The sequence below is a fragment of the Caballeronia sp. ATUFL_F2_KS9A genome (assembly GCF_023630765.1).
Lineage (GTDB): Bacteria > Pseudomonadota > Gammaproteobacteria > Burkholderiales > Burkholderiaceae > Caballeronia > Caballeronia zhejiangensis.
On the sequence record NZ_JALQEK010000036.1, the window covers coordinates 105,991 to 131,971 of the forward strand.

Annotated in this window: 24 protein-coding genes; 14 read left to right on the plus strand and 10 right to left on the minus strand. The window is 64.2% G+C overall.

Annotated elements, in window-relative coordinates; all coding sequences use genetic code 11:
• On the plus strand, window positions 1-1,140 hold the full coding sequence (locus NCS67_RS24765) for an acyl-CoA dehydrogenase family protein (protein WP_250437018.1): 1,140 nt from the start codon (window positions 1-3) through the stop codon (window positions 1,138-1,140).
• 17 nt (window positions 1,141-1,157) lie between these two features.
• Here NCS67_RS24765 and NCS67_RS24770 read toward each other — a convergent pair whose 3' ends face one another.
• Window positions 1,158-3,965 (minus strand): winged helix-turn-helix domain-containing protein, encoded by a 2,808-nt coding sequence (locus NCS67_RS24770; RefSeq protein ID WP_175982027.1) that lies wholly within the window; start codon window positions 3,963-3,965, stop codon window positions 1,158-1,160.
• A 296-nt stretch (window positions 3,966-4,261) separates the two neighbouring features.
• Between NCS67_RS24770 and NCS67_RS24775 the strand changes: the two genes are divergently transcribed.
• Both NCS67_RS24775 and NCS67_RS24780 read left to right on the plus strand, forming a co-directional pair.
• Entirely contained in the window at window positions 4,262-5,374 is a 1,113-nt protein-coding gene (locus NCS67_RS24775) for a porin (protein ID WP_175982025.1), read from the plus strand.
• Between the two features lie 106 nt (window positions 5,375-5,480).
• Window positions 5,481-5,849, plus strand: coding sequence for a BON domain-containing protein (locus tag NCS67_RS24780; protein WP_250437019.1), 369 nt, complete (start codon window positions 5,481-5,483; stop codon window positions 5,847-5,849).
• A 60-nt stretch (window positions 5,850-5,909) separates the two neighbouring features.
• Here the strand turns inward: NCS67_RS24780 and NCS67_RS24785 are convergent, their stop codons facing one another.
• Together NCS67_RS24785 and NCS67_RS24790 are read right to left on the minus strand one after the other, a co-directional pair.
• Window positions 5,910-7,337 (minus strand): aldehyde dehydrogenase family protein, encoded by a 1,428-nt coding sequence (locus NCS67_RS24785; RefSeq protein ID WP_175982023.1) that lies wholly within the window; start codon window positions 7,335-7,337, stop codon window positions 5,910-5,912.
• 26 nt (window positions 7,338-7,363) lie between these two features.
• The gene (locus NCS67_RS24790) at window positions 7,364-8,272 is read right to left on the minus strand and encodes a TauD/TfdA dioxygenase family protein (protein WP_250437020.1); all 909 of its coding nucleotides are present in this window, start codon (window positions 8,270-8,272) and stop codon (window positions 7,364-7,366) included.
• A 173-nt stretch (window positions 8,273-8,445) separates the two neighbouring features.
• Between NCS67_RS24790 and NCS67_RS24795 the strand changes: the two genes are divergently transcribed.
• Window positions 8,446-9,156 carry a GntR family transcriptional regulator gene (locus NCS67_RS24795; RefSeq protein ID WP_250437021.1) on the plus strand — a complete coding sequence of 237 codons (711 nt, stop codon included), beginning with the start codon at window positions 8,446-8,448 and terminating at the stop codon, window positions 9,154-9,156.
• Between the two features lie 6 nt (window positions 9,157-9,162).
• Here NCS67_RS24795 and NCS67_RS24800 read toward each other — a convergent pair whose 3' ends face one another.
• Window positions 9,163-10,455 (minus strand): MFS transporter, encoded by a 1,293-nt coding sequence (locus tag NCS67_RS24800; RefSeq protein ID WP_008347351.1) that lies wholly within the window; start codon window positions 10,453-10,455, stop codon window positions 9,163-9,165.
• Between the two features lie 316 nt (window positions 10,456-10,771).
• Here NCS67_RS24800 and fae point away from each other — a divergent pair, with 316 nt between their 5' ends.
• The gene (gene fae / locus NCS67_RS24805) at window positions 10,772-11,305 is read left to right on the plus strand and encodes a formaldehyde-activating enzyme (protein WP_008347352.1); all 534 of its coding nucleotides are present in this window, start codon (window positions 10,772-10,774) and stop codon (window positions 11,303-11,305) included.
• A 10-nt stretch (window positions 11,306-11,315) separates the two neighbouring features.
• On the opposite strand, the gene NCS67_RS24810 is transcribed toward fae, so the two are convergent.
• Both NCS67_RS24810 and NCS67_RS24815 read right to left on the minus strand, forming a co-directional pair.
• The gene (locus NCS67_RS24810; protein WP_250437022.1) at window positions 11,316-11,795 is read right to left on the minus strand and encodes an HVO_A0114 family putative DNA-binding protein; all 480 of its coding nucleotides are present in this window, start codon (window positions 11,793-11,795) and stop codon (window positions 11,316-11,318) included.
• Complete coding sequence (locus NCS67_RS24815; protein WP_250437023.1) at window positions 11,792-12,151, minus strand: toxin-antitoxin system TumE family protein; 360 nt, start codon at window positions 12,149-12,151, stop codon at window positions 11,792-11,794. The genes NCS67_RS24810 and NCS67_RS24815 overlap by 4 nt, the downstream gene beginning before the upstream one ends.
• A 396-nt stretch (window positions 12,152-12,547) precedes the next feature.
• Between NCS67_RS24815 and katG the strand changes: the two genes are divergently transcribed.
• The gene (gene katG, locus NCS67_RS24820) at window positions 12,548-14,812 is read left to right on the plus strand and encodes a catalase/peroxidase HPI (protein WP_250437024.1); all 2,265 of its coding nucleotides are present in this window, start codon (window positions 12,548-12,550) and stop codon (window positions 14,810-14,812) included.
• 72 nt (window positions 14,813-14,884) lie between these two features.
• Here katG and NCS67_RS24825 read toward each other — a convergent pair whose 3' ends face one another.
• Window positions 14,885-15,640 (minus strand): COG4705 family protein, encoded by a 756-nt coding sequence (locus tag NCS67_RS24825; RefSeq protein ID WP_250437025.1) that lies wholly within the window; start codon window positions 15,638-15,640, stop codon window positions 14,885-14,887.
• A gap of 128 nt (window positions 15,641-15,768) precedes the next feature.
• Between NCS67_RS24825 and NCS67_RS24830 the strand changes: the two genes are divergently transcribed.
• Window positions 15,769-16,593, plus strand: coding sequence for an isocitrate lyase/PEP mutase family protein (locus tag NCS67_RS24830; RefSeq protein WP_175982014.1), 825 nt, complete (start codon window positions 15,769-15,771; stop codon window positions 16,591-16,593).
• Window positions 16,594-16,602: 9 nt separating this feature from the next.
• Here NCS67_RS24830 and NCS67_RS24835 read toward each other — a convergent pair whose 3' ends face one another.
• Window positions 16,603-17,418: a cytochrome c gene (locus NCS67_RS24835; protein ID WP_250437026.1), complete on the minus strand. Its 816-nt coding sequence runs from the start codon at window positions 17,416-17,418 to the stop codon at window positions 16,603-16,605.
• A 161-nt stretch (window positions 17,419-17,579) separates the two neighbouring features.
• Here NCS67_RS24835 and pssA point away from each other — a divergent pair, with 161 nt between their 5' ends.
• Complete coding sequence (gene pssA, locus NCS67_RS24840; protein WP_033535860.1) at window positions 17,580-18,194, plus strand: CDP-diacylglycerol--serine O-phosphatidyltransferase; 615 nt, start codon at window positions 17,580-17,582, stop codon at window positions 18,192-18,194.
• Between the two features lie 3 nt (window positions 18,195-18,197).
• Here the strand turns inward: pssA and NCS67_RS24845 are convergent, their stop codons facing one another.
• Window positions 18,198-19,415 carry an MFS transporter gene (locus NCS67_RS24845; protein WP_034472203.1) on the minus strand — a complete coding sequence of 406 codons (1,218 nt, stop codon included), beginning with the start codon at window positions 19,413-19,415 and terminating at the stop codon, window positions 18,198-18,200.
• Between the two features lie 226 nt (window positions 19,416-19,641).
• Here NCS67_RS24845 and NCS67_RS24850 point away from each other — a divergent pair, with 226 nt between their 5' ends.
• From NCS67_RS24850 to NCS67_RS24860, 3 genes are read left to right on the plus strand one after another with little or no spacing between them, the layout of a single operon-like run.
• Entirely contained in the window at window positions 19,642-19,998 is a 357-nt protein-coding gene (locus NCS67_RS24850) for a response regulator transcription factor (RefSeq protein WP_008347369.1), read from the plus strand.
• A 60-nt stretch (window positions 19,999-20,058) separates the two neighbouring features.
• Window positions 20,059-21,567: a sensor histidine kinase gene (locus NCS67_RS24855; protein WP_175982010.1), complete on the plus strand. Its 1,509-nt coding sequence runs from the start codon at window positions 20,059-20,061 to the stop codon at window positions 21,565-21,567.
• Entirely contained in the window at window positions 21,557-22,210 is a 654-nt protein-coding gene (locus NCS67_RS24860) for a response regulator transcription factor (RefSeq protein WP_008347372.1), read from the plus strand. The genes NCS67_RS24855 and NCS67_RS24860 overlap by 11 nt, the downstream gene beginning before the upstream one ends.
• On the opposite strand, the gene NCS67_RS24865 is transcribed toward NCS67_RS24860, so the two are convergent.
• Window positions 22,207-22,395, minus strand: coding sequence for a hypothetical protein (locus NCS67_RS24865; protein WP_250437027.1), 189 nt, complete (start codon window positions 22,393-22,395; stop codon window positions 22,207-22,209). The genes NCS67_RS24860 and NCS67_RS24865 overlap by 4 nt on opposite strands.
• 435 nt (window positions 22,396-22,830) lie before the next feature.
• Between NCS67_RS24865 and NCS67_RS24870 the strand changes: the two genes are divergently transcribed.
• From NCS67_RS24870 to NCS67_RS24880, 3 genes are all read left to right on the plus strand, one after another.
• Window positions 22,831-23,517 carry a response regulator transcription factor gene (locus tag NCS67_RS24870; RefSeq protein ID WP_008347376.1) on the plus strand — a complete coding sequence of 229 codons (687 nt, stop codon included), beginning with the start codon at window positions 22,831-22,833 and terminating at the stop codon, window positions 23,515-23,517.
• Window positions 23,518-23,522: 5 nt separating this feature from the next.
• Window positions 23,523-24,212 carry a response regulator transcription factor gene (locus NCS67_RS24875; protein WP_175982006.1) on the plus strand — a complete coding sequence of 230 codons (690 nt, stop codon included), beginning with the start codon at window positions 23,523-23,525 and terminating at the stop codon, window positions 24,210-24,212.
• Window positions 24,213-24,669: 457 nt separating this feature from the next.
• A complete protein-coding gene (locus NCS67_RS24880) occupies window positions 24,670-25,887 on the plus strand; it encodes a two-partner secretion domain-containing protein (RefSeq protein ID WP_284504152.1) in 1,218 nt (405 codons plus the stop codon).
• Window positions 25,888-25,981: the final 94 nt, after the last annotated feature.

The following is a 25,981-nucleotide window of genomic DNA, read 5'->3' on the forward strand; positions in this document are numbered from 1 at the left end:
ATGGACTTTTCATACAGCGAAGAACAGCGCCAGCTCGCGGACAGCCTGAGGCGCTTCACGGAAGAGCGCTATCCGCTGGAGGCGCGCCGCAAGGCGAACGGTTTCAGCCGCGACGCGTGGCGAACCTACGCGGAATTCGGCGTGCTGGGGCTCGTGATCGGCTCCGAGCACGGCGGTTTCGATGGCCAAGCCACGGACACATTCGCCATTCAGTTCGAAGCGGGCCGCGCGTGCTTGCCAGAGCCGCTCATTCCGTGCGCGGTCATGGCGGCCGGGCTGATTCAGCGATACGCCACCGAAGCGCAACGCGAAGCGTGGCTGCCGCCGATCGCCGAAGGCCGCGAGATCGTGACGCTCGCGTATCAGGAGCCGTGTCCCCGCTACGACTTCGCGCGTCCGTCGACGGTAGCCGAAGCGCGTGACGACGGCTTCCTGCTCGACGGCGAGAAAGTTCACGTATGGCATGGCGCCGTCGCGCAATCGCTGATCGTATCGGCGTGGAACGCGTCGGCGCAGGCAATGTCGCTGTTCGTCGTGCCGTCGTCGGCTGCCGGCGTGACGATTCGCGCCTATCCGACGCTCGACGGCACGCACGATGCGCAAGTCACGCTGAAGGCGGTGCGCGTGCCGAAAAGCGCGCTCATCGGCGATGCCGCGCGCGGCGAAGCGATGCTCGAAAGCGCACTCGAACTCGGCATCGCGGCGCAGTGCGCGGCGAGCGCGGGCGCGCTGGAACGCCTCGTCGAGATGACGGCCGAATATCTGAGCACCCGCAAGCAGTTCGGCCAGCCGCTCGCGCGCTTTCAGGCGTTGCGCCATCGCGTCGCGGACATGGCCGTGCAAAAGGAACTGGCGTTGTCGATGGCGCATCTGGCGGCATCGGCCATCGATCATCCGAGCGTCATCGAGCGGCGTCGCATGATTTCGTCGGCGAAGCTGATCGTGAGCCGCGCGGCGCGTTTCGTCGGCGAGCAGGCCGTGCAGTTGCACGGCGGCATGGGCGTTACGGCGGAACTGGCTGTCGGCGATTACTTCAAGTCGCTGATGGTGGCGTCGCTACGTCTGGGCGATGCCGAATTTCACGCCGACGTGCTGGCGAATCTGCCGATCGAGCCGGAGGCACGCGCGCGCGCCGCGTGAGACGCGCGCGTCCGGGATCACGCGCCGTCGTTCAGCGCGAGGTCCCGCGAGCGCGCGACGGCTTCGTCGCGGCTCGACACGCCGAGCTTGCTGTAGATGTTCTTCAGATGCCATTTGACCGTCTCGGGCGATATGCCCATCGTCCGGGCGATCTTCTTGTTCGGCAACGCCTGCGCGAGCAGGCTCAACACCTTCGTTTCCCGCACGCTCAGGATTTCCGGCGCCTTCGCCTCGCCGGCGCGCACGCCTGATCCTGGCGCGCCCGGCCGCTTCGCCGTCGCGCGCGCTTGCGCGCTGCGCAGACGATCGGCGTAGAACTGCAACACCGCGCCCTGCGGTTCGGTCCGGACGGCGGCGCCGATCAGATCCAGCGCGGCGGGATGCGCATCGAGCAGCGTGCGCACGAGGCCCAGGCGATGTCCGTGGCGCACGGCGTCCAGCATGACCTGGCGCGCCGAATCCGCGTCGCCGCGAACGTGCGCCGTGACAGCCCTGCGCACTTCCAGAGACACGGTGCGTCGCTGCCAGCCGCGCGCCCGGCACAGTTCGATGAGCGGCGCGAGCGCATGCGCCGCCGCGTCGTGATCCTCGTGCGCCATGCGCCAGTCGATGTGCGCCTGCTGCGCGACGAAGCGGAAATCGGCCGCGTGCGCGAGCGAGCCGGCGCGCGCGGTCAGTTCGTCGAGCCGCGCGAGGCCCGCGTGCGCGGCGTCGAACTGGCCGCCCTGCAAGTCGCGCCGGACGCGCTGCGCGACGCAATGCGCGAGCGCGCGCCGCAGATCGTGCTTCGCGGCGTAATCCTCGAGCCGATCGAGACACGCGATCGCATCGAGCCGATGACCCGCGAGCCAGCGCGATGACGACAGCACCGTGAGCACGCTCGTCACCGCATCCGGAAACGACACGCGCTCGATGACGTCGAGACGTTCTTCGAGCAGCTTGCACGCCTGATCGGCATCGCCGGATTCGTAGAGCACTTCGCCGAGCAGCGCGGCGGCGAGCGCGGACGCCTCCGCCGCGGCGCTGCCACGCGGTTCGGCCTCGTGGAGCACGTCGCGGCACACGCGCTCGGTGCGCAGCAGATCGCCTTCCAGCAGATGACCGAAACCCACGAGCGCGCGCCCGCTCAGCACGCCCGCCGACGTGCTCATGAGCGGCGTGCCGTCCGCGAGCACGGGCGCGCGGTCGGTCTGCGCGCGGCGCGCTTCGTCGAATTCGCCGCGCAGCGTATGCGCCCAGGTCAGCAGATTGTTGTGCGCGCCGATGGTGATGCCTTGCGCGTCGTCCGGCAGCGTGCGCAGCTGCGGCAGCAGTGTGCAGGCGGCGTCGAGATCGTCGCGCTGGACCGCGAGCGCGGCTTCCAGCAGCGTTACGCGATAGCGCGAGTGCGTGTCGTCGTGCGCGAGATCGGCGCGCAGCCGTTCGATCTCGCTCGCGCAAGCGTCGAACTCGCGATTGTAGAGATGCAGATGGATCATCCAGAGCCGCAGCCCGACGCGCGCCTGAATCTCGGCTTGCGGCAAGAGACGCATCAGCGCGACGATCCGGCGCAGTTCGCCGCGCGGCTGCAGGGCGCGCGCGATCTGCGCGACGAGATCGGCGGCGGCGGCGGGTTCGCCGGCGAGCACGGCGTGACGCACGGCTTCATCGGCGTAATCGTGCTCGCGGAACCACTGCCATGCCGTGTGATGCACTTGCCGCTGCTGCGCCTCGCTGCGTGCGCGAAAACGCTCCAGCAAGGTCTCGCGAAAAAGCGGATTCAGGCGATACCACACATTGCGTGCATCCTGACCGGCGGGCGCGAGAAAGAGATTGTCGCTTTCCAGACGGGCGAGCAGCTTGAGCACGCTGTCGGGATGATCCGCGCGGCCGATCAGCGCGACGCACAAGGGCGCGCAGAGCCGCTCGCACACGGCCATCCGCATGAGCAGCTCGCATTCGCTCGCGGCGAGCCGCGACAGCACTTCGCGTCCGAAATACTCCGCGAACGTGTGGATGTCGAGCAGCGGAGCGTCCGCGAACGCTTCATCGAGCGCGAGCTGCTTCGGCGCGACGTTCCCGCGCTTCGCGCCGACCACCATCAGCTGCAGCCCGGCGATCCAGCCATCGGTCATTTCGTGCATGCGGCGCGCGTCGCGCGGGGCGATGTCGCGAAGCTGCGATTTGAGAAACGCGAACGATTCCGCCATCGAAAAGCGCAGATCGCGCATGTCGAGTTCGAGCAGCAGACCTTCGTCGCGAATGCGGCCGACGGACAGCGGAATCGCGCCGCGCGACGCGATCGCGACATGCAGATTCGGCGGCGCGTAATCGAGCAGCCATTGCAGCGATTGATGACAGCGCCGATCCGTCAGCCGATGCAGATCGTCGAGCACGAGCACGAGATCGCCCTGACGGCCCGCGATGCCGCGCACCAGCGCGATGATCGTGCGTTCGACCGCTTCGTCGTCGAGGCCGCGGCCGCCGAGCAGGGCGGCGTCGCCGGCGATCGACGGATCGACTTGCGCGAGGCTCGCGGCCAGTGCGTCGAGGAACCGGGCGAGGTCGTCGGTTTCATCGGACAGCGTGAGCCACGCGACCTGAAACGCGAGCGGATAAAGCGCCTCGCGCCACGCGATGAGCGCGGTCGTCTTGCCGTAGCCCGCCGGGCCTTGCATCACGATGCAGCGCTTGCGCCGGGCTTCGACGAGCTGCGCGACGAGCCGCTCGCGGCCCACGATGCGCGTCGATATGCGCGGCGATGCGCAGGCCGGATCGGACGCGGATGCCCGCGCGGTGTCGTCATCGGAATGATTCGGATAGCGAAGGAGGATCGTTTCAGTCATCAAGCACCTGCGTCTTTCAAGGTGGGACAAAACTCCGATGCCGGCGATTCTAGCGTTCACGACGCGCCGTGCCCGCTAGGGAACACGCGTAGTCCGGCGCGGGAACTATCGGAGTACGGCAATGGTTCGCTCGACGAACGAACTGGGGTATTCCCGCGCCTACTCGATTCGGGTAGTGGTGACGGGAAGACGCCCTGCAACACTGAATCGGACGGGATCGGAGGGGCGTCGGCGTGCGTCGCGTGCATCGGACAAACGCGCCGGGGAGACCAAAAACCCATAACGAGGAGACAGCTATGTGTATCGTCAGGAAGAGCGTTGCCGGTGCGGCCCTTGCGGTCGTGGCGAGCGGCGCGGCGGCCCAGTCCAGCGTCACGCTTTACGGCGTCGCGGACGCATTCTTTCAGTGGTACGACAACGGCGGCCAGCATTCTTGGTCGATGCGAAGCGGCGGCAACAGCGGTTCGATGGTCGGCCTGAAGGGCAGCGAAGATCTCGGCAGCGGCCTGAAGGCCGTGTTCACGCTGGAGAGCGGCTTCAACATCAACAACGGCACCGCTTTCGCCGATTCCTCGGTGATGTTCTATCGTCAGGCGTGGGTCGGCCTGTCGCACGAAAAGTACGGCTCGCTGACGTTCGGCCGGCAGTATCAGCCGACGTTCTGGTCGCTGTATCCGACCGATCCGTTTCGCGCGAACGAAGTGCTCTCGCCGCTCGCGGCATCGGCGAATTCCATCGACCGAAACACGATCGCCACGCAGACGGGCGGCGGCCGTTCGAGCAATGCGATCGTCTACAAGTCGCCGAATCTCAGCGGATTCCAGCTTTGGGGCATGTATGCGCTCGCGGCGTCCGTGACGCAGCCGTATCCGCAGAGCACGGGCAACATGCTCGATGTGGCCGCCACGTACTCCGGTTACGGGCTGTACGCAGGCGTGTCGTATCAGTTCCAGCATCCCGGATCGAAGACCTTGCCGGGATTGCCGGCTGCGGTGAACACGGTGTCCGTCGAGCATTACACGGCGGCGCTCGCGTATCGCATCGGCATCGTGAATCTGCAGGCCAACTACACGTATCACAAGCCGGAGAATCCGGCCGCGGGTTCCGTCGCGGCGCGGCTGAACGCGGCGCATCCGTTCAGCGTCGCGGAAATCGGCGCGACGATTCAGGCGACGCCCGCCGACGCCATCGAAATCGCCGGCTTTCAGCGCCTCGCGCGCGGCGTGCATGACAACACCTGGGGCGTGCAGGTCGGCGCGGATCATAGCCTCTCGAAGCGCACGACCCTTTATGCGCGCGCGGGCTTCATGAAGAACAACGGCCTCGCGACGACCGCCTGGCCCGGCTACACGACGACCGCAGGCGAAAATCAGACGCTCGTCGGCGTCGGCATGTCGCATCGCTTCTGATTGACAGCGGGCGCGCTTCGTCCGAACCTGCGGGCGCGGCGGAGTGCGCCGTTCGGCATTCATCGCATCGAGCATCGTTACAACAAACATGGCGGCAAATCACACTATGAAATTACTTCGAACTGCAAAGCTGATGATCGGCGTCGCCGCCGTCAGCGCATCGTTTTATGGCAACGCGCAGAGCGGCGCGTCGGCGCCCGTGAGCGCGTCCGCGCCGGCGATGGCATCAGCGGCGACTGGCGGCAAGACTTCGTCGAAAGCGGCGGATCGCGCGCTGCGCCGGAAGATCCTCACCGCGCTCGCCGACGCAAAGGGAATGCGCGCGGCCGGCATCACTGTGCGCGCCACCGACGGCGACGTGCTGCTCGAAGGCTGGGTTCCGGAAGTCGCGCAGATCGAGCAGGCGACGCGCGTGGCGCAGGGCGTGCCGGGCGTGAAAACGGTGCGCAACACGCTGACGCTCTCGACATTCTGATAGCGCTTGAACGTTCCTTCATGGCCCCGCGCCGGTTTGCGCCGACGCGGGGCGTTTGCATTACGCGCAGCCGGCGATCGACTTCGTTTCGAGGAACTCGGACAAACCGTGCTCGCCGAACTCGCGACCGTTGCCGGATGTCTTGTAGCCGCCGAAAGGCGCGTTCAGGTCGAGCGTCGCGCCGTTGAGCATCACCGCCCCCGCGCGCAGATGATCCGCGACGCGACGCGCGCGCGCCGCGTCGGATGACGACACGTAGGCGGCGAGACCGAAGTCGGTATCGTTGGCGATGTCGATGGCTTCGTCTTCGCTCGAATACGGAATCATCACGACGACCGGACCGAAAATTTCCTCGCGCGCAATGCTCATGTCGTTGCGCACGTTGGCGAACACGGTCGGGCGCGCGTAGAAGCCGCGCGTGAGCGTATCGGGCCGGCCGGGGCCGCCGGCTGCGAGCGTCGCGCCTTCGTCGATGCCGCGCTGGATCATCTGCTGCACGCGCTCGTACTGACGCCGATTCGAGATCGGGCCGAGTTTGGTATCGGGATGCGCCGGATCGCCGACCGTCAGCGCGTTCGCGGTCGCGGCAGCGATTGCAACGGCGTGGTCGTGCAGACGCTTCGGCACCAGCATGCGCGTCGGCGCGATGCACGTCTGGCCGGAGTTGAGCATGCAGAAGATCACGCCGTTCGATACGGCGCTCTTCAGATCGGCGTCGTCGAGGATCAGGTTCGGCGACTTGCCGCCCAGCTCCTGCGTGACGCGCTTCACGGTCGGCGCCGCTTTCATCGCGACATCGACACCCGCCCGCGTCGATCCGGTGATCGACACCATATCGACACCGCGATGGCTCGCGAGCGCCCCGCCGATGTCGGCGCCATCGCCGTAAATCATGTTGAACACGCCGGCTGGCACGCCCGCGTCGTGGAGAATCTGCGCGAAAAGTTCGGCGTCGAGCGGCGTGATTTCCGATGGCTTCAACACGATGGTGCAGCCCGCCGCAAGCGCGGGCGCGACTTTCGCCGCGATCTGATTGAGCGGCCAGTTCCACGGCGTGATGAGCGCCGCCACGCCGATCGCCTCGCGCACGATCTGCGTGCGTCCGCGCGTGGCGACGAACGGGAAGTCCTGCAGCGCGGTCAGCGTGCCGTGAAACTGGCCGAGTCCGGCGGGCGCCTGCTTCTCGCGCGCGAGCCATGCGGGCGCGCCCATTTCCGTGGTGATCGCGTCGGCGAGCGCGCCCATGCGTTCCTTGTACAGCGTCATGACGCGGCTCAGCAACGCCGCGCGCGTCGCGACGCTCGTGCGCGACCACGCGGGAAACGCGGCGCGCGCCGCTGCGACCGCGGCGTCGACGTCGGCGCTCGTGCCCATCGCCACGCGGCCGATGACGTCTTCCGTCGCGGGATTGACGATGTCGGCGAAATGCGCGCCGGCGGCCGGCTCGACCCAACGTCCGCCGATATAGAACTTGTTCAACTCTTTCACGGTTTCTCCATTGCGTGATGACGCGCTCAGACCGGGCGCTCACCGATGATCGTCGCGCGCATCATGCGGCGCACGGCGGGATAGTAGTCCTGAACGGCATAGTGCTGCGTGGCGCGGTTGTCCCAGAACGCGATCGTGTGCGGCTCCCATTTCAGGCGCGCTTGATATTCCGGCGCGGCCGCTTGCCGGAACAGATACTGAAGGAGGTCCATTTCGGCCAGCTTGAGATCGAAGCCGAAGCGATAGCCCGCAATCTCCGCGTAGTTGGAGAAATGCGTCGTGAATGCCTCGTTGACGAAGAGCAGCTTCTCGCCGGATTCGGGATGCGTGCGGACCACCGGATGCGTGACGGCCGGGTTTTGCGCGCGCACGGTGATGCGCTGTTCGGGCGGCAGCATCGAGCCGAAGAGCGGCATCAGATCGTGCACGGCGATGAGGCCCTCGAGACGCGCTTTGACTTCGGCGGGCAGGTTCTCGTAGGCGAGCGCCATGTTCACCCAGATGGTGTCGCCGCCGGTTGGCGGACATTCGACGCAACGCAGGATCGAGCCCATCGACGGCACTTCGCGCCACGAAACATCGCTGTGGTAGATGTTTTCGCGGCCGCGCTTCTTGTCGGACTTGTCGAAGACGACGAGCTCCGGATGATCGGGATGATGCGCGATGACGGGATGCACTTCCAGCTTGCCGAACCGCTGCCCGAGCGCGACGTGCTGCGCGGGCGTAATGTCCTGATCGCGGAAGAACAGCACCTTGTAGCGGATCAGCGCGCGGCGCAGCGCGAGATACGTCGGCTCGTCGAGCGGCTGGCGCAGGTCGATGTCGCTCACGTAAGCGCCGATCGCGGGCGTGGCCTGCGTGACGGTGAACGGCCAGATTTCGCCTGGAGCCGAATCGGAAGTGCGTGCTTCGATGGTCGAACCGGCTTGCTGCATGTCGATCTCCCCGTTGATGCGGCGTCGCCAAAACAGGCGCCCGAGCCGCGATGCTCGCGAGCATGGTCGCACAACCTGTCATAACAGGTGTACCGGTTAAAACCCGTAGCCTGTCATGACAGCTACAATCGCCGTCAGTGTTTCGATCCACCGGACAAGATAAAAAGGGCGCCATGACACAAACTCGTTTCAGGCAGATCGAAGAAGCGTTGCGGCAGCAGATCATCGCCAACGATCTCGCGCCGGGCGTCAAGCTGCCGTCGGAAGCGGAACTCGTCGAACAATATGGCGCGAGCCGCATCACGATCCGGCAGGCGCTCGCCGGGCTGCATGCGAGCGGGTTGATCGAGAAGATCAACGGGAAGGGAAGTTTCGTCACGCGTCCGTCGGAGCGCTCGGATCTCGGACAACTGACCGGTTTCTACGAAGCGGCGCGCAAGCGCGGCCAGACGGGCAACGGCGAACTGCTGTCGGTGCGGACGATCACGCCGCCGCCGTTCGCGATGGAAGCGCTCGGCTTAAGCGAAGGCGACACGCTCGTCTGCGCGACGACCTTGCGTCTGTGGGACGCCGCGCCCGTCGCCATGTTCATGGTGATGGCCGACCCGGCGCTCATGGACGCACTCGTCGCCGAAGACCTAGAAACGAACGACGTCACGAGCATTCTCGAAGAACGCCTCGGTTATCGGCTGAAGCACCTGGAAACCGAGAGCGCCGCGATCGCCGCCACGAAAGAGCACGCGCGGCGGCTGAAGGTGGATCCGGGCGCGCCGCTTCTGCGCGTCCGGTGCACGCCTTTCGACATTCAGGGCAAGGCGCTGTGCTGCGCCGAACTGCTGTTTCGCGGCGACCGCTTCGCGTACAAGGCGAAGGTGTCGCGCTAGCCGCGCTCAGGCGGCGCTCGTCGCGACCGGCTCGGTCGAAGCGCGCGGCGCGCGATCCGGATGCATCCAGCGCAGCGCGATGAGCGTGGCGACGATCAGCATGGCGGCGGTCGTCGCGAAGCCCAGTTCGTAGGCGTGGGCACTCGTGCTGCCGTGCGCCTGCACGATGCGGCCGATGACCATCGGCGCGATCGCCGCGCCCGTGCTCGCGAGCGCGGTGTGGATGCCGATGAGCGCGCCGCGCTGCGCATCCGGCACGACTTCGGACAGCACGGCGGGCGCGAGCGCGAAACACACGGCCGGCAGCGCGCCGGCCACCGCGAACACGGCGACCTTCTGCGCGGAGCTGAGGCCCGGCAGCATCAGCGCGAAGAAAAGGCACGCGGATATCGCGAACGCGGCGCACAGCAAACGCACGCGTGCGCTGCGAGACGACGCCCCGCGAGCGAGCATGCGCTGCGACAGCCAACTGAGCCCGAGGCTGAACGGCGCCGCGGTGGCGATCACGAGCGCGAAGCAGCGTCCGGACGCGATGCCGGAGAAGCCGAGCGCTTTTTCGAGGTAACTCATCAGCCAGGTCGTGTTGGCGCCGAGCATCCAGTAAGCGGCGAAACCGAGCATGAACACGCTGAGGACGGTCGGATTGCTCAGGAGCTTGCGATACGGCACTTTCTGAGGCGCGGCGTCGGCACTGGCGTTGCCGCGCGGACGCCGCGCAAGATTGCCCTCGCGTCCGACGAACAGCCACACGACGCTCCACAACGCGCCGACGATGCCGAGCAGGATGAAGTTCATGCGCCAGCCCCAGTGATGCGTGATCACCGGAATGAGCAGGCCCGCGAGCAGCAGGCCGACCATCGCGCCCTGATTGAGCAAGGCGACCGGCATGTTGCGCTTTTCGTCGGGAAACCATTTGTAGAGCGCGTGTACGGAAACGGGATAGAACGGGCCTTCCGCCGCGCCGAGCACCATGCGGCTCAGGAGAAACGCGGCCATGCTGCTGAAGAGCGCCTGCGGAATCTGCAGCACGGCCCACATGACGCCCATCGCGAGCAGCAGCCAGCGGGTCTGGATGCGGTTCGACAGAAAGCCGACCAGCACCGTCGATACGGCGAACAGCCAGAAGAAGCTTCCCGCGACGACGCCGAATTGCGCCGGCGACAGGTTCAGATCGCGCATCAGCGGCACGGCCACCATGCCGAGCACGATCTTGTCGAGGAAATTGATGAGGGCAAGCGCCGTCAGCATCAGCGTCGTCAACCACGCCGCGCGTGGCCTGTAACCGTCGAGTGAGTTCATGGGTCGGATCGGCTCAAAAATGCGGCGCCCGTTCGGGCCGCGGGGTGCGTTGTAGGTTTCGCCGCGCGCGCTCGCGCGGAGTGCAAGCTGCACGTCGCCACGTTAAGTGCGCGTGACGAACCGCACCCCCACCCGAAACAGGGAGGACAGGGAAAACGCCGTCTCGCACAGTGTGTCACGCGGCGGGCGCAGACTGTTCGCCGCCTCGTTGCCTGGATTGCCGGCGCGCCTGGCATCACGCGGATGGCATCGTCCTTGCAAACGGTTCTTCCTTCGGACTATCGAACCATCGTTCAGCCCTGAAAGGAGAGTGCTCATGAGTCTGGATCTGACCTTCCGCGCAGGCGAAGCAACCGTGCTGGCGGCGCCGGGACAAGCGACCGACGCGATGCCCGAAATTCTCATCGGCCGCGTCGACGGGCCGGTCGGCCACGCGTTCGCCAACATGATGGCGCAATCGAAAGGACACACGGCGATGTTCGCGATACGCGCGTGCAATCAGATGGTGCGCCCGGCGACGATGATCGTGCCGAAAGTGACGCTGAAGGACATGGCGAACATCGATCTGTTCGGCGGCGTGGTGCAGTCCGCAACCGCCGATGCGGTCGTCGATTGCCTGATAGAAGGCATCCTGCCGAAGGATCAGGCGAACGATTTGTGCATCATCAGTCTGGTGTGGATCGATCCGCGTTGCGCGACGGACGCGAACATCGACAAGAAGGACATGTACCGCACGAATTACGAAGCGACCAAGCTCGCCATTCAGCGCGCCATGAGCAACGAGCCGAGCGTGGAGGAACTCATCGCGAATCGCCACACGATCAAGCACGACATGGACGACTGGAGCTGAATTCCGCGGCTCAGCGGTTTCCCGCCGGACGCTGCTCGCGCTTTCGTGGCGCCGCTCGCCGACGCGGGCTGCGCGGCGACGGTGCGCAATCTTCGCCGATGGCGGTGTCGGCGGATTTGTGCTGCGCGGCGGGCGGCGCGAGATCGGCCGCTTTCAAGGTGAAGTTGACGCGCACGGTGTCGTACGGAAACACGATCGCGCCGTGCTCGTCGTGTTCCAGCAAGCCGGCTTCGAGAAGCGCTTGCACGTCGCGATGCACGCCTTTCACGTCGCGTTCGAGCCGGCGCGACAGCGCGCGGATCGACATCGGGCCGGCGCCGGTCATCGCGCGGATGATTTGCCAGCGGGGCGTGGTGAAGGTGCGGAAGAGGAGTTCGGGCGTGGCGTAGGAGAAGAACCTTCCTGGGAACTTGCCGCTCTTGACCGTGGCAAGAACGCGCTCGCTGAACTCTTCCAGCGACGCGATGCCGATCGTGACGGTCTTCATCATCTTGACCTCCATCTGTTCCAGACTTGCACATTCGTGAAGAAGTCGGCGCATAACTGCTCGACCGACGTAAATTCATAAAGTGTCTCGACGTTCGCGAAGTGACGGTGATCGCCTTTGCCTCGCTCGTTGTCGTAACGCAGCACGCACTCGCCAGCGACGACATACGCAAGCCTGTATTTATATGAATGTGTGCATCCCGGAGCAGGCTCAGGGACATGCCATATCGTTAGTTCGACGAAACCACCGGAAGGCAGCTCCTCTCGCGCACCCAGGACGAGCGGAGCTTTTCTGTTGGACACTCTGACAACGCCATAGTGTGTTGTCAAATGCTCCAACACCCGGCCGCCGCCCGCCATTCCCCGAACGGACGACTTGACACACCTTCGCTGCCAAGCTCGCGAGACGCTGCTAGACTGACACGCGCGTTGAGCTGCGCGCTTTCATGACGAAAAGAAGTCAGACGCGCCGCCCGCGATTCCGCACTGCAACATGCCCGCGCGACAAGAACGCGCCACCACCTTATAGCCGTCACCTATCGGCGGCATTGCAAAAATCGCATTCTATTGAGCGCCGCTCTCACGTATTTTTTAAGTTGCACAAGGCTGTCGGGATGAACCACGCATCGCCCGATGCACGCCGCGAAATCCCTTATCGGACCAGGTTCGTGCAGCGCCTCGCATGGATCTGACGCCATGGTAGTCAGTAGCACAAGAACTAGTACTAGTGGGTACGTCCTCGCAAGGAGATAACGCATGTCAAACGAATCGAAGTGCCCGTTTACGCATGCCGCCGGCACCGGAACGACCATCCGTGACTGGTGGCCGCGGCAACTGCGGGTAGATCTGCTGAGTCAGCATTCCGACAAGTCGAATCCGCTCGGCTCGGGTTTCGACTATGCCGAAGCATTCAAGAGCCTCGACCTCGCCGCGGTCAAGAAAGATCTCGCGGAGGTCATGACCGATTCGCAGGAATGGTGGCCTGCCGACTTCGGCCACTACGGTCCGCTGTTCATCCGGATGGCGTGGCATAGCGCGGGCACGTATCGCATCGGCGATGGCAGGGGAGGCGGCGGACGCGGCCAGCAACGTTTCGCGCCGCTCAATAGCTGGCCGGACAACGTCAGCCTCGACAAGGCGCGCCGCCTGCTCTGGCCCGTCAAGCAGAAATACGGACAGAATCTTTCATGGGCCGATCTGATCATCCTCGCCGGCAACGTCGCGCTGGAAACGATGGGCTTCAAGACGTTCGGCTTCGCGGGCGGACGCGAAGACACATGGGAGCCGGATCAGGACGTCTACTGGGGCAATGAAAAGACCTGGCTCGGCGGCGATGTCCGCTACGGCAAGGGCGCGGCCGGCAACGATGAAGATCAGGGCGTCATCACCGCCGACGAACAGAAGCACGGCGAGGAAGTCAGCCGCACCGACGGCGGCCGCAATCTGGAGAATCCGCTGGGTGCGGTGCAGATGGGCCTGATCTATGTCAATCCGGAAGGCCCGGACGGCAATCCCGATCCGCTCGCGGCGGCGCATGACATCCGCGAGACTTTCGCCCGCATGGCGATGAACGACGAAGAAACCGTCGCGCTGATCGCCGGCGGCCATACGTTCGGCAAGACGCACGGCGCGGGGCCTTCCGATAACGTCGGTCCGGAGCCGGAATCGGCGGATCTGGAAAACATGGGCCTCGGCTGGAAGAACAGCTACGGCAGCGGGAAGGGCGCGGACACGATCACGAGCGGCCTCGAAGTCACCTGGACCACGACGCCGACGAAGTGGGGCCAGGGATTCTGGGAGAACCTTTTCGGTTACGAGTGGGAACTGACGAAGAGTCCCGCGGGCGCGAATCAGTGGATCGCGAAGGATTCGACGGAAACCATCCCGCACGCGCACGACCCGTCGAAGAAGATCAGGCCGACGATGCTGACGACGGACCTGTCGCTGCGCTTCGATCCGGAATACGCGAAGATTTCCAAGCGCTTCTGGGAGAATCCAGACCAGTTCGCCGACGCCTTCGCCCGCGCGTGGTTCAAGCTGACGCATCGCGACATGGGTCCGAAGGCTCGCTATCTCGGGCCGGAAGTGCCACAGGAAGAACTGCTGTGGCAAGACCCGATTCCGGCGGTGGATCATCCGCTCGTCGGTGATCAGGATGTCGCGGGGCTCAAGCAGAAGGTGCTGGCGTCGGGGTTGTCGATTACCGATCTGGTGTCGGCGGCGTGGGCATCGGCATCGACGTTCCGGGGCTCCGACAAGCGCGGCGGCGCGAACGGTGCGCGCATTCGTCTCGCTCCGCAGAAGGACTGGGAGGCGAACAGGCCTGAACAGCTCGGCAAGGTCTTGTCGACGCTCGAAGGCATCCAGAAAGAATTCAACGGCGCGCAAGTGGGCGGCAAGAAGATCTCGATGGCCGATCTGATCGTGCTGGCGGGCAACGCGGCGATCGAGAAGGCGGCGGAGAAGGCGGGCCACACGGTCACGGTGCCGTTCACGCCGGGCCGCATGGACGCGTCGCAGGACAAGACAGACGTGCTCTCGGTCTCGGCGCTCGAACCGGTCGCCGATGGCTTTCGCAACTTCGTCAAGTCGAACGTCCGCGTGCCCGTCGAGACGCTCTTGATCGACAAGGCGCAATTGCTGACGCTGACCGCGCCGGAGATGACAGCGCTCATCGGCGGTTTGCGCGCGCTCAACGTGACCGCCGCAGACAACGCGCACGGCGTCTTCACCGACAAGCCCGAAACGTTGACGAACGACTTCTTCGTCAACCTGCTCGACATGAATACGGAGTGGTTGCCGATGTCGTCGCGCCGCGATGTGTTCGAAGGGCGCGATCGCAAGTCGGGGCAGCGCAAGTGGACCGCCAGCCGCGTCGATCTGATCTTCGGCTCGCATTCGGTGCTGCGCGCGCTCGCCGAAGTCTATGCGAGCAGCGATGCGAAGGAGAAGTTCGTCAGCGACTTCGTCGCGGCGTGGACGAAGGTGATGAACCTCGACCGCTTCGATCTGAAGAAGTAAGCGGCCAGGCTCGTAGAAGCTGCAGGCAACGCGGCGGTCCTTCGGGGCCGCCGTTTCTTCTTGCAACGCGCTTCAATGCGCGACGCGCGCGGGCCGCTGCTTGAAGAGAAATCCGCACACGACGATGAACATCGCGAGCGCGATCGACGCGCCGTAACGGCTCATCGCGAGACCGCCGTTCGCGACCGGCTTGTCGAGAAAATCGCCGACTACGGCGCCGAGCGGCCGCGTCAGGATGAACGCGCTCCAGAACAGCAGGGTGCGCGAAACGTTCGTGAACCGATACGCGAGCACGATCAGCAACAGCGCGCCGCCGAAGATCATCGCGGCGCCCGTGTAGCCGAAGCCCGCGGTGTCGGCGGTCCAGTCGCCGAGCGCGGTGCCGAGGGTCTGCGAGAACATGATCGTGACCCAGTAGAAGGCTTCCGCTTTCGGCGATGCGATCGTCGATACCGAGACCGATCCCATCGCGCGATGCCACACCGCGAGCGATGCGATCAGCAACGCGAACAAGATCGCGCTTCCGCCTGCATAGCCGATGCCGAGCGAGCGGTCCGCGAAGTCGGCGAGCGTGGTGCCGACGGTCGTCGTCGCGATGATCGTGATCCAGTAGAGCGCGGGCTGGAATCGCTCCGCCTTGACTTGCGCAATCACCGCGACGACGAACACGGCCGCGAAGATGAACGTGCTCACCAGATAGCCGAGGTTCATCGACATCGAGAGTGCGTCGCCGCCGGTTTCGCCGAGCGTCGTCGCCGCTATCTTGATGATCCAGAACGCCAGGGTCAGTTCGGGGACCTTGGCGAGTGCATTTTCTGTTCGCTCCATGTCGTCTCTCATGCGAGGAAAGCCTCGAGCGTAGGGGTAAGGGCTTAGGAGCGGCTTAGTACGAGCACCATTTCGCCCCTTCGCGTATCGTCGACCTTCCGACCCGTTCATCCACAAGGAGCCACGCCATGCCCCGCACCGTCGCCGAGAAACGCGCCGCTTTTCGCGCGCTGCACGAATCCGGCTGCTTCATGTTGCCGAATCCCTGGGACGTCGGTTCCGCCCGCTATCTCGCGACGCTCGGCTTCAAGGCGCTCGCGACGACGAGCTCGGGCTTCGCATGGTCCAAAGGTCACGCGGACAATCACATGCAGCGCGACGCCGTGCTCGCTCATCTGCGCGAAATCGTCGAGGCGACGGATTTGCCCGTGAACGCCGACTTCGAAAGCGGCTTCGGCGCGACGCCCGACGAAGTGGCTCAAAGCGTGATGCTCGCGGTGGAGGCGGGCGTCGCGGGCTTGTCGATCGAGGATTCGACCGGCGACGCATCCGCGCCGCTCTTTGCGCTCGATGTCGCCGTGGCGCGCATGAAGGCGGCGCGGCGCGCGATCGACGCAAGCGGCGGCGACACCTTGCTCGTCGGCCGCGCGGAAAACTTCTTCGCGGGCAAGCCCGATATCGACGATGCCATCGCGCGTCTCAAGGCGTATTCCGATGCCGGCGCCGATTGCCTCTACGCGCCCGGCATCAAGACGCGCGAGCAGATCGAAGCTGTCGTGAAGGCGGTCGCGCCGAAGCCGGTGAATCTGCTGATCGGCGGCGTGTCCGAGTTCACGCTGAGCGACGTCGCCGCGCTCGGCGTGCGGCGCGTGAGCGTCGGCGGAGGGCTTGCGCGCGTCGCGTGGGGCGGGTTCATGCGCGCGGCGCAAGGACTTGTCGATGGCCGCTTCGACGGGTTCAAGGACGCAGCGGCGGGCAACGATCTCAACGCGATTTTCGACGCGCGCGCGTAACGTACCCGGCTACTTCTTGCGCTTCGCCATGTAGCCGAGATACGCGATGACCGCATCGAGATCGCTATCGCTGATCGCGTTCTTGTCGAAGCCGGGCATCTTCATGTCGGCCCACGCGCGAATCGACTTCGGATCGCGGATGTACCCCTTCAGCGCCCACGGCTGAAAATATTCGGTCGGATTATGCGGACGATTCAGGTCCGGGCCGACCGACGCATCGCCCGCGCCGTTCAGCTTGTGGCAGACCATGCATTGCGTCGTGAAGACGGTCATGCCGCGACGTATCGGCGAATTGGCGGGCACGCTCTTGTCGACGGCGATCTGCGGGAAGCGCGCGGCGGGCGTCGGCGCAATGCGAATCGCGTCGACCTTGAACGGCCACTGCTCGCTCGTGACGCCCGACGCGGCCGGATCGATCCACACGACATAGAACGGACCGACATCGCCGCTGCCCGGCACCTGTGGCCAAGGGTCGTCCGCCGGCTCGATCGCGAGCCACGGTTCGGCGCGCTTCTTCGCATCGCCGAACAGCAGCTTCGCGGAAAAGTGCGTGACGAAACCGTCGGTGGCCGTGACCTGAAGCTCCTTGCCCGCGGGCAGTTCCGTGATGCCGAGCAGCGCGCGCAAGGGCACGGCGCGATACGTCATGCTGCGATGAAACGTGACGTCGTTCGGCACGCGGATGATCGCGGCATCCGGGCGCGCGAGCAATTGATCGGCCGTGAGCGAGCGCTCGCCGCCGACGTTGATCGTGAGCGATGCGGCCATCGATGACGCGCAGGCGAGCATCAGGCTCGCGAGCGCCAGGGCGCGTTTGAACATCATCGTCGCGGTCCTCCTTTGCGTGCGGTGATGATACTGCCTCACGCCGTTTGCCACGATGCGTGGCATGCGGAGTGCTAAGGGAAAGAGGGCGCGATGATAGACTTGAAAGTCTCGCGGCGCTGGCCATCGGCGCTGCCCGAACGTCACGAAAACAGAAACGAATGAAAGCCAAACGATTCTCGATGATCCGCGATTTCCATCTGGCCGACTGGTTCACGCTGGGCAACGCGGTGTGCGGCACGGGCGCGCTTTTCTCGTCGATGTCCTATCTCGACGACTCCGATGTGCTGCATATCTATCTCGCTTGCGCGCTCGTGTTCGCGGCGCTCGTGTTCGACGTGCTCGACGGCCGCATCGCGCGCTGGCGTCAGAAGGCGTCGCTCTTGGGCAAGGAGCTGGACTCGCTGGCCGATGTGATCTCGTTCGGCGTCGCGCCGGCGATCATCGGCTATGGGTTCGGCATGCGCGGCCTCTACGACCGCGTGATCCTGGCCTATTTCGTCGCGTGCGGCGTGTCGCGGCTCGCGCGCTACAACGTCACGACCGAAGAGATGTCGGGCGCAAGCGGCAAGGTCACGCACTTCGAAGGCACGCCCATTCCCACATCGTTTCTCATCGTGCTGCTGCTGACCATCGGCGCGTGGTCCGGCGCGATCGGCGAAAGCATGTGGCTCGGCACGGTGCGTCTCGGCGGCTTCACGCTGCATCCGCTCGTGCTGATCTACGCGATCTCCGGCTCGCTGATGATCAGCCGCATCCGCATTCCCAAGCCGTGAGGATCAGGCGCTGGCCGAAGCCGCGTGATGCCGCCCGATCAGCAGAAAGTGCGCGAGCGCGATGAGCGGAAAGCACGTCGCGACGCTCGCGACGAGCGTCCAGCCGCCGTGCTCGTAAAGCTGGCTCGCGAACGCCGAGCCGAATGCGCCGCCTATGAAAATGCTCGTCATGTAAACGGCGTTCAGCCGGTTGCGGCTCGCGGCGTGTAGCGCGTAGATTTCACGCTGGCCGAGCACCATGTTCATCTGCACGGCGAAATCGAGCACGATGCCCGTCACGACGAGCGCGCCCACGCCCCACGCGGGATGAATCACCACGGGAAGATACGCGATCGCCGCGAGAATCAGCGCGATGAAGGTCGCGCGCACGGTGTGGCCCGCATCGGCGAGACGCCCGGCGATCGGCGCGGATGTCGCCCCGGTCGCGCCGATCAGCGCGAAGATGCCGATGGCCGTCTGCGAAAGCCCGTAATGACGCGTCAGTTCGATCGGAATGCCGGTCCAGAAGAGACTGAACGACGCGAACATCAGCCCTTGATAAAGCGAGCGATGACGCAGCACCGGCATCGTTCGCACGAGATGCCCGAGCGAGCCGATGAGCTGAAAATACGTCGCCTGATGATCTGGCTTGCGGCTCGGAATCGTGAACGCGAGCACGCTCGTGATGCCGATCATCAACACGGCGGCCGCGCCGAACATCGCGCGCCAGCCGAAGTGGCCCGCGACGAGACTCGATATCGGCCGCGACAGCAGAATGCCGAGCAACAACCCGCTCATGATCGTGCCGACCACTTTGCCGCGCGATTCGTCCGGCGCGAGATGCGCGGCGAGCGGAATCAGAATTTGCACCGCCACCGACGAAAAGCCGATCACGAGCGAGATCAGGAGAAACCAGCCGGGCGTGTGCGTGAACGTGGCGGCCGTGAGACTCGCGATCGACACGAGCGCGGTCGCGATCATCAACTTGCGGTTTTCGAGCAGATCGCCGAGCGGCACGATGAAGAACAGCCCGAGCGCATAGCCGATCTGCGTGAGCGACACGATCAGGCTCGCCGTGCCGCCCGCCATGTGCAGATCGGGCGCGATGAGTTCGATGATCGGCTGCGCGTAATACAGATTCGCGACGATCGCGCCGCAGCAGAAGGCGAAGAGCGCAATGAGGCCGCGCGTGAGTTCGACGTGCTTGCCGCCGTCGCGTGTGGTCGAAGCTGAAGCCGGCATGTAAACAGACCCTGAGGTAGCAGAACGGGACTATACGTTGTCGGCGCATTTCCCGCAGAAAGGGCTCACGCCGTTTCATCAGATGAAAGCGGGCGCTTCGGACCTATACCTTCATGTTATTTCGCGGCACGAGGCGCGTGCGTAAGATGGCTTCCAATCAGGCGTGGATCAGTTCATTGCGCGCCGAAACAGGACAACGCCCTTGCAATCGCCTTCCAGAGTTTCCGTGATCGACGATGACGAATCCGTCCGCGTCGCCTCTTCCAGTCTGCTGCGCTCGCTCGGCTGGGAGGTCAGCCTGTACGCGTCGGCGGAGACGTTTCTCGACGCAGATCCGCTCGACGGCCTCGCGTGCATCATCACCGATCTCAACATGCCCGGCATGTCCGGCCTCCAACTTCAGCAACGTCTGCACGAGCTGAATCTGAACGTGCCGGTCATGTTCATCACCGCGTTCGCATCCGATGCCGCGCGCCGTCAGGCGCTCGACGGCGGCGCGGTGTGCTTTCTCAGCAAGCCCGTCGATGGAACCGCCGTCGCCGATTGCCTGGAACGCATTCGGCAAGGATTTTTGAAGGATTAGAATGCTTCGCGTAATCTGGCGCGGGCCCGGACCTTTCCAACGAACGCCGATGATTGATTGATGGAGACATTCCAGAGCGCGCCGCGCGCGGTGCGTCACGATACGCGCATCGTGTCGATGCTCGCGGCGGCCATCGCGCTCGCCGTGTTTCTGATCGACGCGCTCACGCCGCTCGATATCGCCATCGCGGTGCTGTATGTCGTCGTCGTGCTGCTGATCGCATCGACGGGCAATCGCACCGCGACGGTCGCGACCGCGTGGGGCTGCGTCATCCTCACGCTCGTCGGCTTCATTCTTTCGCACGACGAGAACGTCTCGGGCGGCGCGCTCGCACGCTGCGCGGTGAGCCTGCTCGCAATCGGCACGACCGCCGTTCTCTCGCTGCGCATTCAGGCCACGACGATGCAGCGCAAGCGCATGGAAGCCGAGTTGCAGCGTCAGCGCGATGCATTGAAGCGCAGCGAAGCGTTCCTGCTCGATGCGCAGCGGCTTTCGCTTACCGGCAGCATCGCGACGCGTCTGCCCGCCGGCACGATGTGGTGGTCCGACGAGGCGTATCGCATCTTCGATTATCCGCGCGACATGACGCCTTCCATCGATGCAATTCTCGCGCGCTCGCATCCCGACGACATCGCGATCGTGCGCGGCGCGCATGAAGCGGCGCTGTCCAGCGTGCGCGATATCGATGTCGAGCATCGGCTGCTGCTGCCGGATGGAACCGTGAAGCACGTTCATTACGTGGCGCATCGTGCATCGAGCGAAAACGACGGTGGCGAATACGTCGGCGCGCTGATGGACGTCACCGAAACCAAGCTCGCGCAGGAAGCGCTCGCGCGCTCGACCGCCGAACTCGCGCATGTGACGCGCGTGACGATGCTGGGCGAGCTGGCCGCGTCGATCGCGCACGAAGTCACGCAGCCGATGGCCGCGATCGTCACGAGCGGCGGCGCCGCCTTGCGCTGGCTCAATCGCGCGCAACCGGATATCGCGGAGGCGCAGCAATCGATCGCGCAGATGGTCCGCGACGCCAAGCGCGCGAGCGAAGTCATCGCACGCATTCGCGCGATGGCGAGAAAGCGCGACAGCCAGCCCGCGACGCTCGAAGTCAACGAGATCGTCGGCGAGACGATCGAGCTCGTGCGGCGCGAACTCGCGCGTCATCGCGTGGATGTGCGCGCCGATCTCGCGACGCCGTCGCCGACGGTGCGTTGCGACCGCGTGCAGTTGCAGCAGGTGCTCATCAATCTGATGATGAACGCCGCGCAGGCGATGTCCGCCGTGAACGGGCCGCGTGTGTTGCGTGTGGCGACGCGCGAGAGCGACAGCGATCCCGGTTACGCGCAGATCGTCGTGCAGGATTCGGGCACGGGCATCAGCGACGAGAACGCGCGGCGTCTGTTCGATGCGTTCTTTACGACGAAGGCCGAAGGCATGGGCATGGGCTTGTCGATCTGCCGTTCGATCATCGAGGCGCACGGCGGCAGGATATGGGCGGAATCGCCCGATGAAGGCGGCGCGCGTCTGCTTTTCGTGCTGCCCGAAAACGAGAGAAGAGACGATGAGCAATGACAAGCACGCCGCGATGGTCTACGTGGTCGACGACGACGAATCGATGCGCGATGCGCTGCGCATGCTGCTGCGTTCGGTCGGACTGAACGTGACGACGTTCGCGTCCGCGCACGAGTTCCTTGCGCACGACATGCCCGAAGTGCCGAGCTGTTTGATCCTCGACGTGCGGCTGAAAGGGCAGAGCGGTCTCGCCGTGCAGGAGCAGATGGCCGCGAGCCAGCTCGGCTTGCCGATCGTCTTCATGACGGCGCACGGCGACATAGCGATGACGGTGAAAGCGATGAAAGCGGGTGCGAAGGATTTTCTCGCGAAGCCGTTCCGCGATCAGGACATGCTCGATGCCGTCGCGCAGGCGCTCGAAGCCGATGAAGAACGGCGCGCCGCGAGCCGCTCGGTCGCGGACTTGCGGCGCGCGTATGAGTCGCTGACGCCGCGTGAGCGCGAGGTGATGGCGTTCGTCGTGTCCGGTCTGATGAACAAGCAGATCGCAGCGGAGATGAATCTGAGCGAGATCACGGTGAAGATTCATCGCGGCCAGGCGATGAAGAAAATGGCCGCGCGTTCGCTGGCCGACCTGGTGCTAAAAGCCGAAGCGCTCGGCGTGAAGATGCCGCAAGGCGCATCGACGCCGCCGCGCGCCTAGCGGTCTTGCGTCATCGAGGGCGCGGTTTCTTCGCTCAACGCGATGCGTTCGAGCGGCAACTGCGTGTCGTAACCGGCGCGATCGAGCGCGCTCCAGTCGTGCGGCGCGCTCAGCGAATACCACGTTCCGAACGCCAGAACGGCGGCGCAAGCGGATAACAGCCTGCGTGTCGATGTATCGCCCATGATGCGCTCCCGATGCGTGACCATGACGTCAGCTTAGAGAAGCGCATGCGCGCGCGCCATTCTACGAACGGCTCGGCGTGCTTATACGAACGTTTGATGCAAGCAAGGCAGGTCTTCGCCATTTCGAAATCGATCGATATATCGGCGCCCGGATCGCGCGTAATCTCCCGTCGTAGTTTTAAGTCTGCCCCCGTTCAGCCGCCGTTGCGTTAGCCCGGCGGCTTTTTTTCGTGTGTACGTCCGCTATCCGCAATACGGCATTGCGCCTTGCTCGGCAAACCATCGGCTTTCATGACGCAAGTCGAACGTTTCGTCCTTCCCGGTTCGTTTCAAAGTCGTTCTATATCGAGCCGAAATCCCGGTCGATATTGTTCATCCGGATCGTTATCCATATTCAGTACGGTTGAGCTAAGCAGATTTCGGGGAGATGAAACGATGGCGAAAGACATTCGAGTCGCAATAGTCGACGATCATCCGATCGTCCTGTGCGGCCTCAATAAAGCATTACTTGAAGCGGGATTCAACGTACGTGGCGTGGAAAGCAGCGCCGACGGTTTGATGAACGTCCTTGAAAATGAAGCGTGCGATGTGGTCGTGGCCGATTATTCGATGCCGGATGCTTCCTCGTTGGACGGCTGGCAATTTCTGACCGCCTTGTCGAGCAAATACCCGAAGTTGCCCGTCGTCGTTTTCAGCGAATTCGACGATCCATTTCTCGTGGGAAGTCTCGCGCAACGCGGCGTCGCTGGCGTGGTCAGCAAGCGCGAAAACATGTCTGAAATGCTTGTCGCGATCCATACGCTCTTCGCTGGCGGGCGCTATTTGTCTCCCGTCGCGCAATCGGCAGTAGAGCGCTTCAATGTGTCGCCGGAGTTGAGCCGCTTCACCGCGCTCACGCGTCGGCAGATGGAGATCGCGGGCTTGATGCTATGTGGTCTTTCTGTATGCGAAACGGCGCGCCTGCTCGATCGCCGAATGAATACGATCAGCTCTCAGCGTGCGGCGGCTTGCAAGCGACTGGGGTTTTCCCGGGAATCCGAGATGTATCGCTTCGCGGCGAGTCACGGATTGTCGTTGGAGCGTTCGCAAATCGGCGTCGAATTCGACGCGATCCGGGGGTAAATGTCATGACTGGCAAACGCGAGAAGCTGAAGGTCGTTATCGCGGATGATCATCCACTCGTCGCATTTGGTCTCCACAAGGCATTGGATGAGGCCGGCTGCGATGTGGTCGGCACGACGCACGACGTCTCCGATCTGATGGATTTACTGGCACACCGCGAATGCGATATTTTGATCGCCGACTATTCGATGCCGGGCAGAGGATCGCCAGACGGATGGCGATTCCTTTCCATTGTTTCGCGCGAATTTCCCGATCTGCGGATTCTTGTCTATACCGAATTTCATGAGCCGTTTCTCGTTGGATCGCTCGAGCAACGCGGTGTGGCAGGGATCGTGAGCAAATCCGACGAGATGTCCGAGGTGTTGACTGCGGTGCGGGAGCTCGAGCGCGGCGCGTCATATCTGTCGCCGACCGCGCGCGCGGCTTTGTATCAGTACCGGAGTAATCCGGAGCTACAGCGCTTCGGGATGCTGACGGCGCGCCAGATGGAGATCGCCGGGCTCATGCTGTGCGGCATTTCAGGCCGCGAGATAGCGAGTTTGATGCAACGTCGCAAGAGCGCGATCAGCTCGCAGAGTATCAAAGTACGCAGCTTGCTGGGCTTCGACCGGCTTTCTGAGCTGCATCGCTTCGCATCGAACCTTGGATTGAAGCTGGACCGGTTCGGTCCGGGCGACCTTTCCCACGCAGCCTGATTCGGGCGGCGTGCCGATGCCCGGTCTATCCAGACCGGGCGCACGCGTTTCGGCGTCGCGTACAGAAACGGCGCGTTTCTCCCACGATCCCTTATCGGTGTACCGGGCTGGATGGCGCGCATCGAGGTGCGCGCGCCGCTAACTGCCGGCTGTCTCGAAGTTCACGCTTTGTCGATTGGGGAACATTCTGAATTCCATCGACGCTTGGCCCGCCGGGCCTTTGATCCACGGTATCCGCTCGGGCAGCCGTGAGGGCATTCGAATTTCTTCTATATGGCGACGCGGCGTCGATCAATAGCATTCGATCCGTGGAGTTGGTCTGCTTTCTGGCACCGGTTCCTGAGTGTGAAAAAGGTGCGCGACCGCGCGTGCGTCGAGCTGAGCGAATTCCTGTCACACGTTGCGCCGTACTCGATATCCGGGACGGCTAAATCTCATTTACTAGGTTTATTTTCGGATGAACAAGAATCGGTTTCGTCGTGTTTTCAGTAAGCGTCATGGCATGCTGGTCGCCGTTGCGGAAGACGTAACAAGCCAGGGCAAGGCGCCCGGCGAAGGCAACGCTTCCTCCTCCTCTTCTCCTCAAAGCGCGAAAATGGGCGTCATTGCAACGATGACGGCCTTTGCGCTCGCGATGTTCGCATCGACCCCTGCGACGAGCTTCGCGCAGGCACTGCCGACCGGCGGTCAAGTCACCGCAGGTCAGGCTTCGATCTCCCAGAATTCCAACACGATGACCATCAATCAGGGCACGCAACGTGCCGTGATCGACTGGAACTCGTTCAACGTCGGCCAGGGCAACACGGTCCAGTTCAATCAGCCGAACGCACAAGCGCAGGCGCTGAACCGCGTGACGGGCGCGGGCGCTTCCAACATTCAAGGTTCGCTCTTGGCCAACGGTCAGGTGCTGATCCAGAACGCCAACGGCGTGCTGTTCGGCAAGGGCGCGGTGGTGAACGTCGGTTCGCTGCTGGCGACGACCAAGTCGATCGACGCGAACCAGTTCATGTCGGGCGGTCCGCTGAAGCTGTCGGGCACGGGCAAGAACGCGAGCGTGGTCAACGACGGCACGATCAACGCGCAAGGCTATGTCACGCTGATGGGCGATCAGGTGCGCAACACCGGTTCCATCGATGCGGGCAAGAACGGTCAGGTCGCGCTCGCCGCGGGCGACAGCGCGACGGTTGCGCTCGCCAACGGCCAGGGCATCCAGTTGACGCTGAACAACGCGACGGCCAACGCGCTCGTCGAGAACAGCGGCACGATCAAGGCGGACAACGGTTCGGTCCTGCTGACCGCGCGCGGCAGCAACACGCTCTTGAACAGCGTGGTGAACATGTCTGGCGTGGTGAAGGCGGGCACGGTGGTGGCCGATGCGGGCAACACGGGCGACGTGACGGTGTCGGGCAAGATCGATGCATCGAACATGAGCGCGGGCGGTCAGGGCGGCACGGTGGTGCTCTCGGGCAACCGCGTGGGCGTGTTCGGCAACGCGAGCATCGACGCGAGCGGCGACAAGTCGGGCGGCAAGGTCAACGGCGAAGCCAACAACGGCAACGGCGTGGTGATCGACGGCAACACGAGCACGTCCAACGACAGTTCGCTGAACATCTCTTCCGCAAGCGTCACGGTTGCGACTGGTCGGAAGTGGTCGCGCGCATCGCCGGGCATCTGAAGATGCTAAGGGCCGATACCACGTGCGTCTGAAAAATTCATAAGACATCCTCAAGACGCGAGTCTGCGGGATGTCTTGCGTCCTGTGCCCAATC

Excerpts from the sequence above, each read along its gene's own strand:
- NCS67_RS24765 (WP_250437018.1), top strand. The coding sequence starts at position 1 with ATGGACTTTTCATACAGCGAAGAACAGCGCCAGCTCGCGGACAGCCTG.
- NCS67_RS24770 (WP_175982027.1), bottom strand. The coding sequence starts at position 3,965 with ATGACTGAAACGATCCTCCTTCGCTATCCGAATCATTCCGATGACGAC.
- NCS67_RS24775 (WP_175982025.1), top strand. The coding sequence starts at position 4,262 with ATGTGTATCGTCAGGAAGAGCGTTGCCGGTGCGGCCCTTGCGGTCGTG.
- NCS67_RS24780 (WP_250437019.1), top strand. The coding sequence starts at position 5,481 with ATGAAATTACTTCGAACTGCAAAGCTGATGATCGGCGTCGCCGCCGTC.
- NCS67_RS24790 (WP_250437020.1), bottom strand. The coding sequence starts at position 8,272 with ATGCAGCAAGCCGGTTCGACCATCGAAGCACGCACTTCCGATTCGGCT.
- NCS67_RS24795 (WP_250437021.1), top strand. The coding sequence starts at position 8,446 with ATGACACAAACTCGTTTCAGGCAGATCGAAGAAGCGTTGCGGCAGCAG.
- NCS67_RS24800 (WP_008347351.1), bottom strand. The coding sequence starts at position 10,455 with ATGAACTCACTCGACGGTTACAGGCCACGCGCGGCGTGGTTGACGACG.
- fae (WP_008347352.1), top strand. The coding sequence starts at position 10,772 with ATGAGTCTGGATCTGACCTTCCGCGCAGGCGAAGCAACCGTGCTGGCG.
- NCS67_RS24810 (WP_250437022.1), bottom strand. The coding sequence starts at position 11,795 with ATGATGAAGACCGTCACGATCGGCATCGCGTCGCTGGAAGAGTTCAGC.
- NCS67_RS24815 (WP_250437023.1), bottom strand. The coding sequence starts at position 12,151 with ATGGCGGGCGGCGGCCGGGTGTTGGAGCATTTGACAACACACTATGGC.
- katG (WP_250437024.1), top strand. The coding sequence starts at position 12,548 with ATGTCAAACGAATCGAAGTGCCCGTTTACGCATGCCGCCGGCACCGGA.
- NCS67_RS24825 (WP_250437025.1), bottom strand. The coding sequence starts at position 15,640 with ATGGAGCGAACAGAAAATGCACTCGCCAAGGTCCCCGAACTGACCCTG.
- NCS67_RS24830 (WP_175982014.1), top strand. The coding sequence starts at position 15,769 with ATGCCCCGCACCGTCGCCGAGAAACGCGCCGCTTTTCGCGCGCTGCAC.
- NCS67_RS24835 (WP_250437026.1), bottom strand. The coding sequence starts at position 17,418 with ATGATGTTCAAACGCGCCCTGGCGCTCGCGAGCCTGATGCTCGCCTGC.
- pssA (WP_033535860.1), top strand. The coding sequence starts at position 17,580 with ATGAAAGCCAAACGATTCTCGATGATCCGCGATTTCCATCTGGCCGAC.
- NCS67_RS24845 (WP_034472203.1), bottom strand. The coding sequence starts at position 19,415 with ATGCCGGCTTCAGCTTCGACCACACGCGACGGCGGCAAGCACGTCGAA.
- NCS67_RS24855 (WP_175982010.1), top strand. The coding sequence starts at position 20,059 with ATGGAGACATTCCAGAGCGCGCCGCGCGCGGTGCGTCACGATACGCGC.
- NCS67_RS24860 (WP_008347372.1), top strand. The coding sequence starts at position 21,557 with ATGAGCAATGACAAGCACGCCGCGATGGTCTACGTGGTCGACGACGAC.
- NCS67_RS24865 (WP_250437027.1), bottom strand. The coding sequence starts at position 22,395 with ATGGGCGATACATCGACACGCAGGCTGTTATCCGCTTGCGCCGCCGTT.
- NCS67_RS24870 (WP_008347376.1), top strand. The coding sequence starts at position 22,831 with ATGGCGAAAGACATTCGAGTCGCAATAGTCGACGATCATCCGATCGTC.
- NCS67_RS24875 (WP_175982006.1), top strand. The coding sequence starts at position 23,523 with ATGACTGGCAAACGCGAGAAGCTGAAGGTCGTTATCGCGGATGATCAT.
- NCS67_RS24880 (WP_284504152.1), top strand. The coding sequence starts at position 24,670 with ATGAACAAGAATCGGTTTCGTCGTGTTTTCAGTAAGCGTCATGGCATG.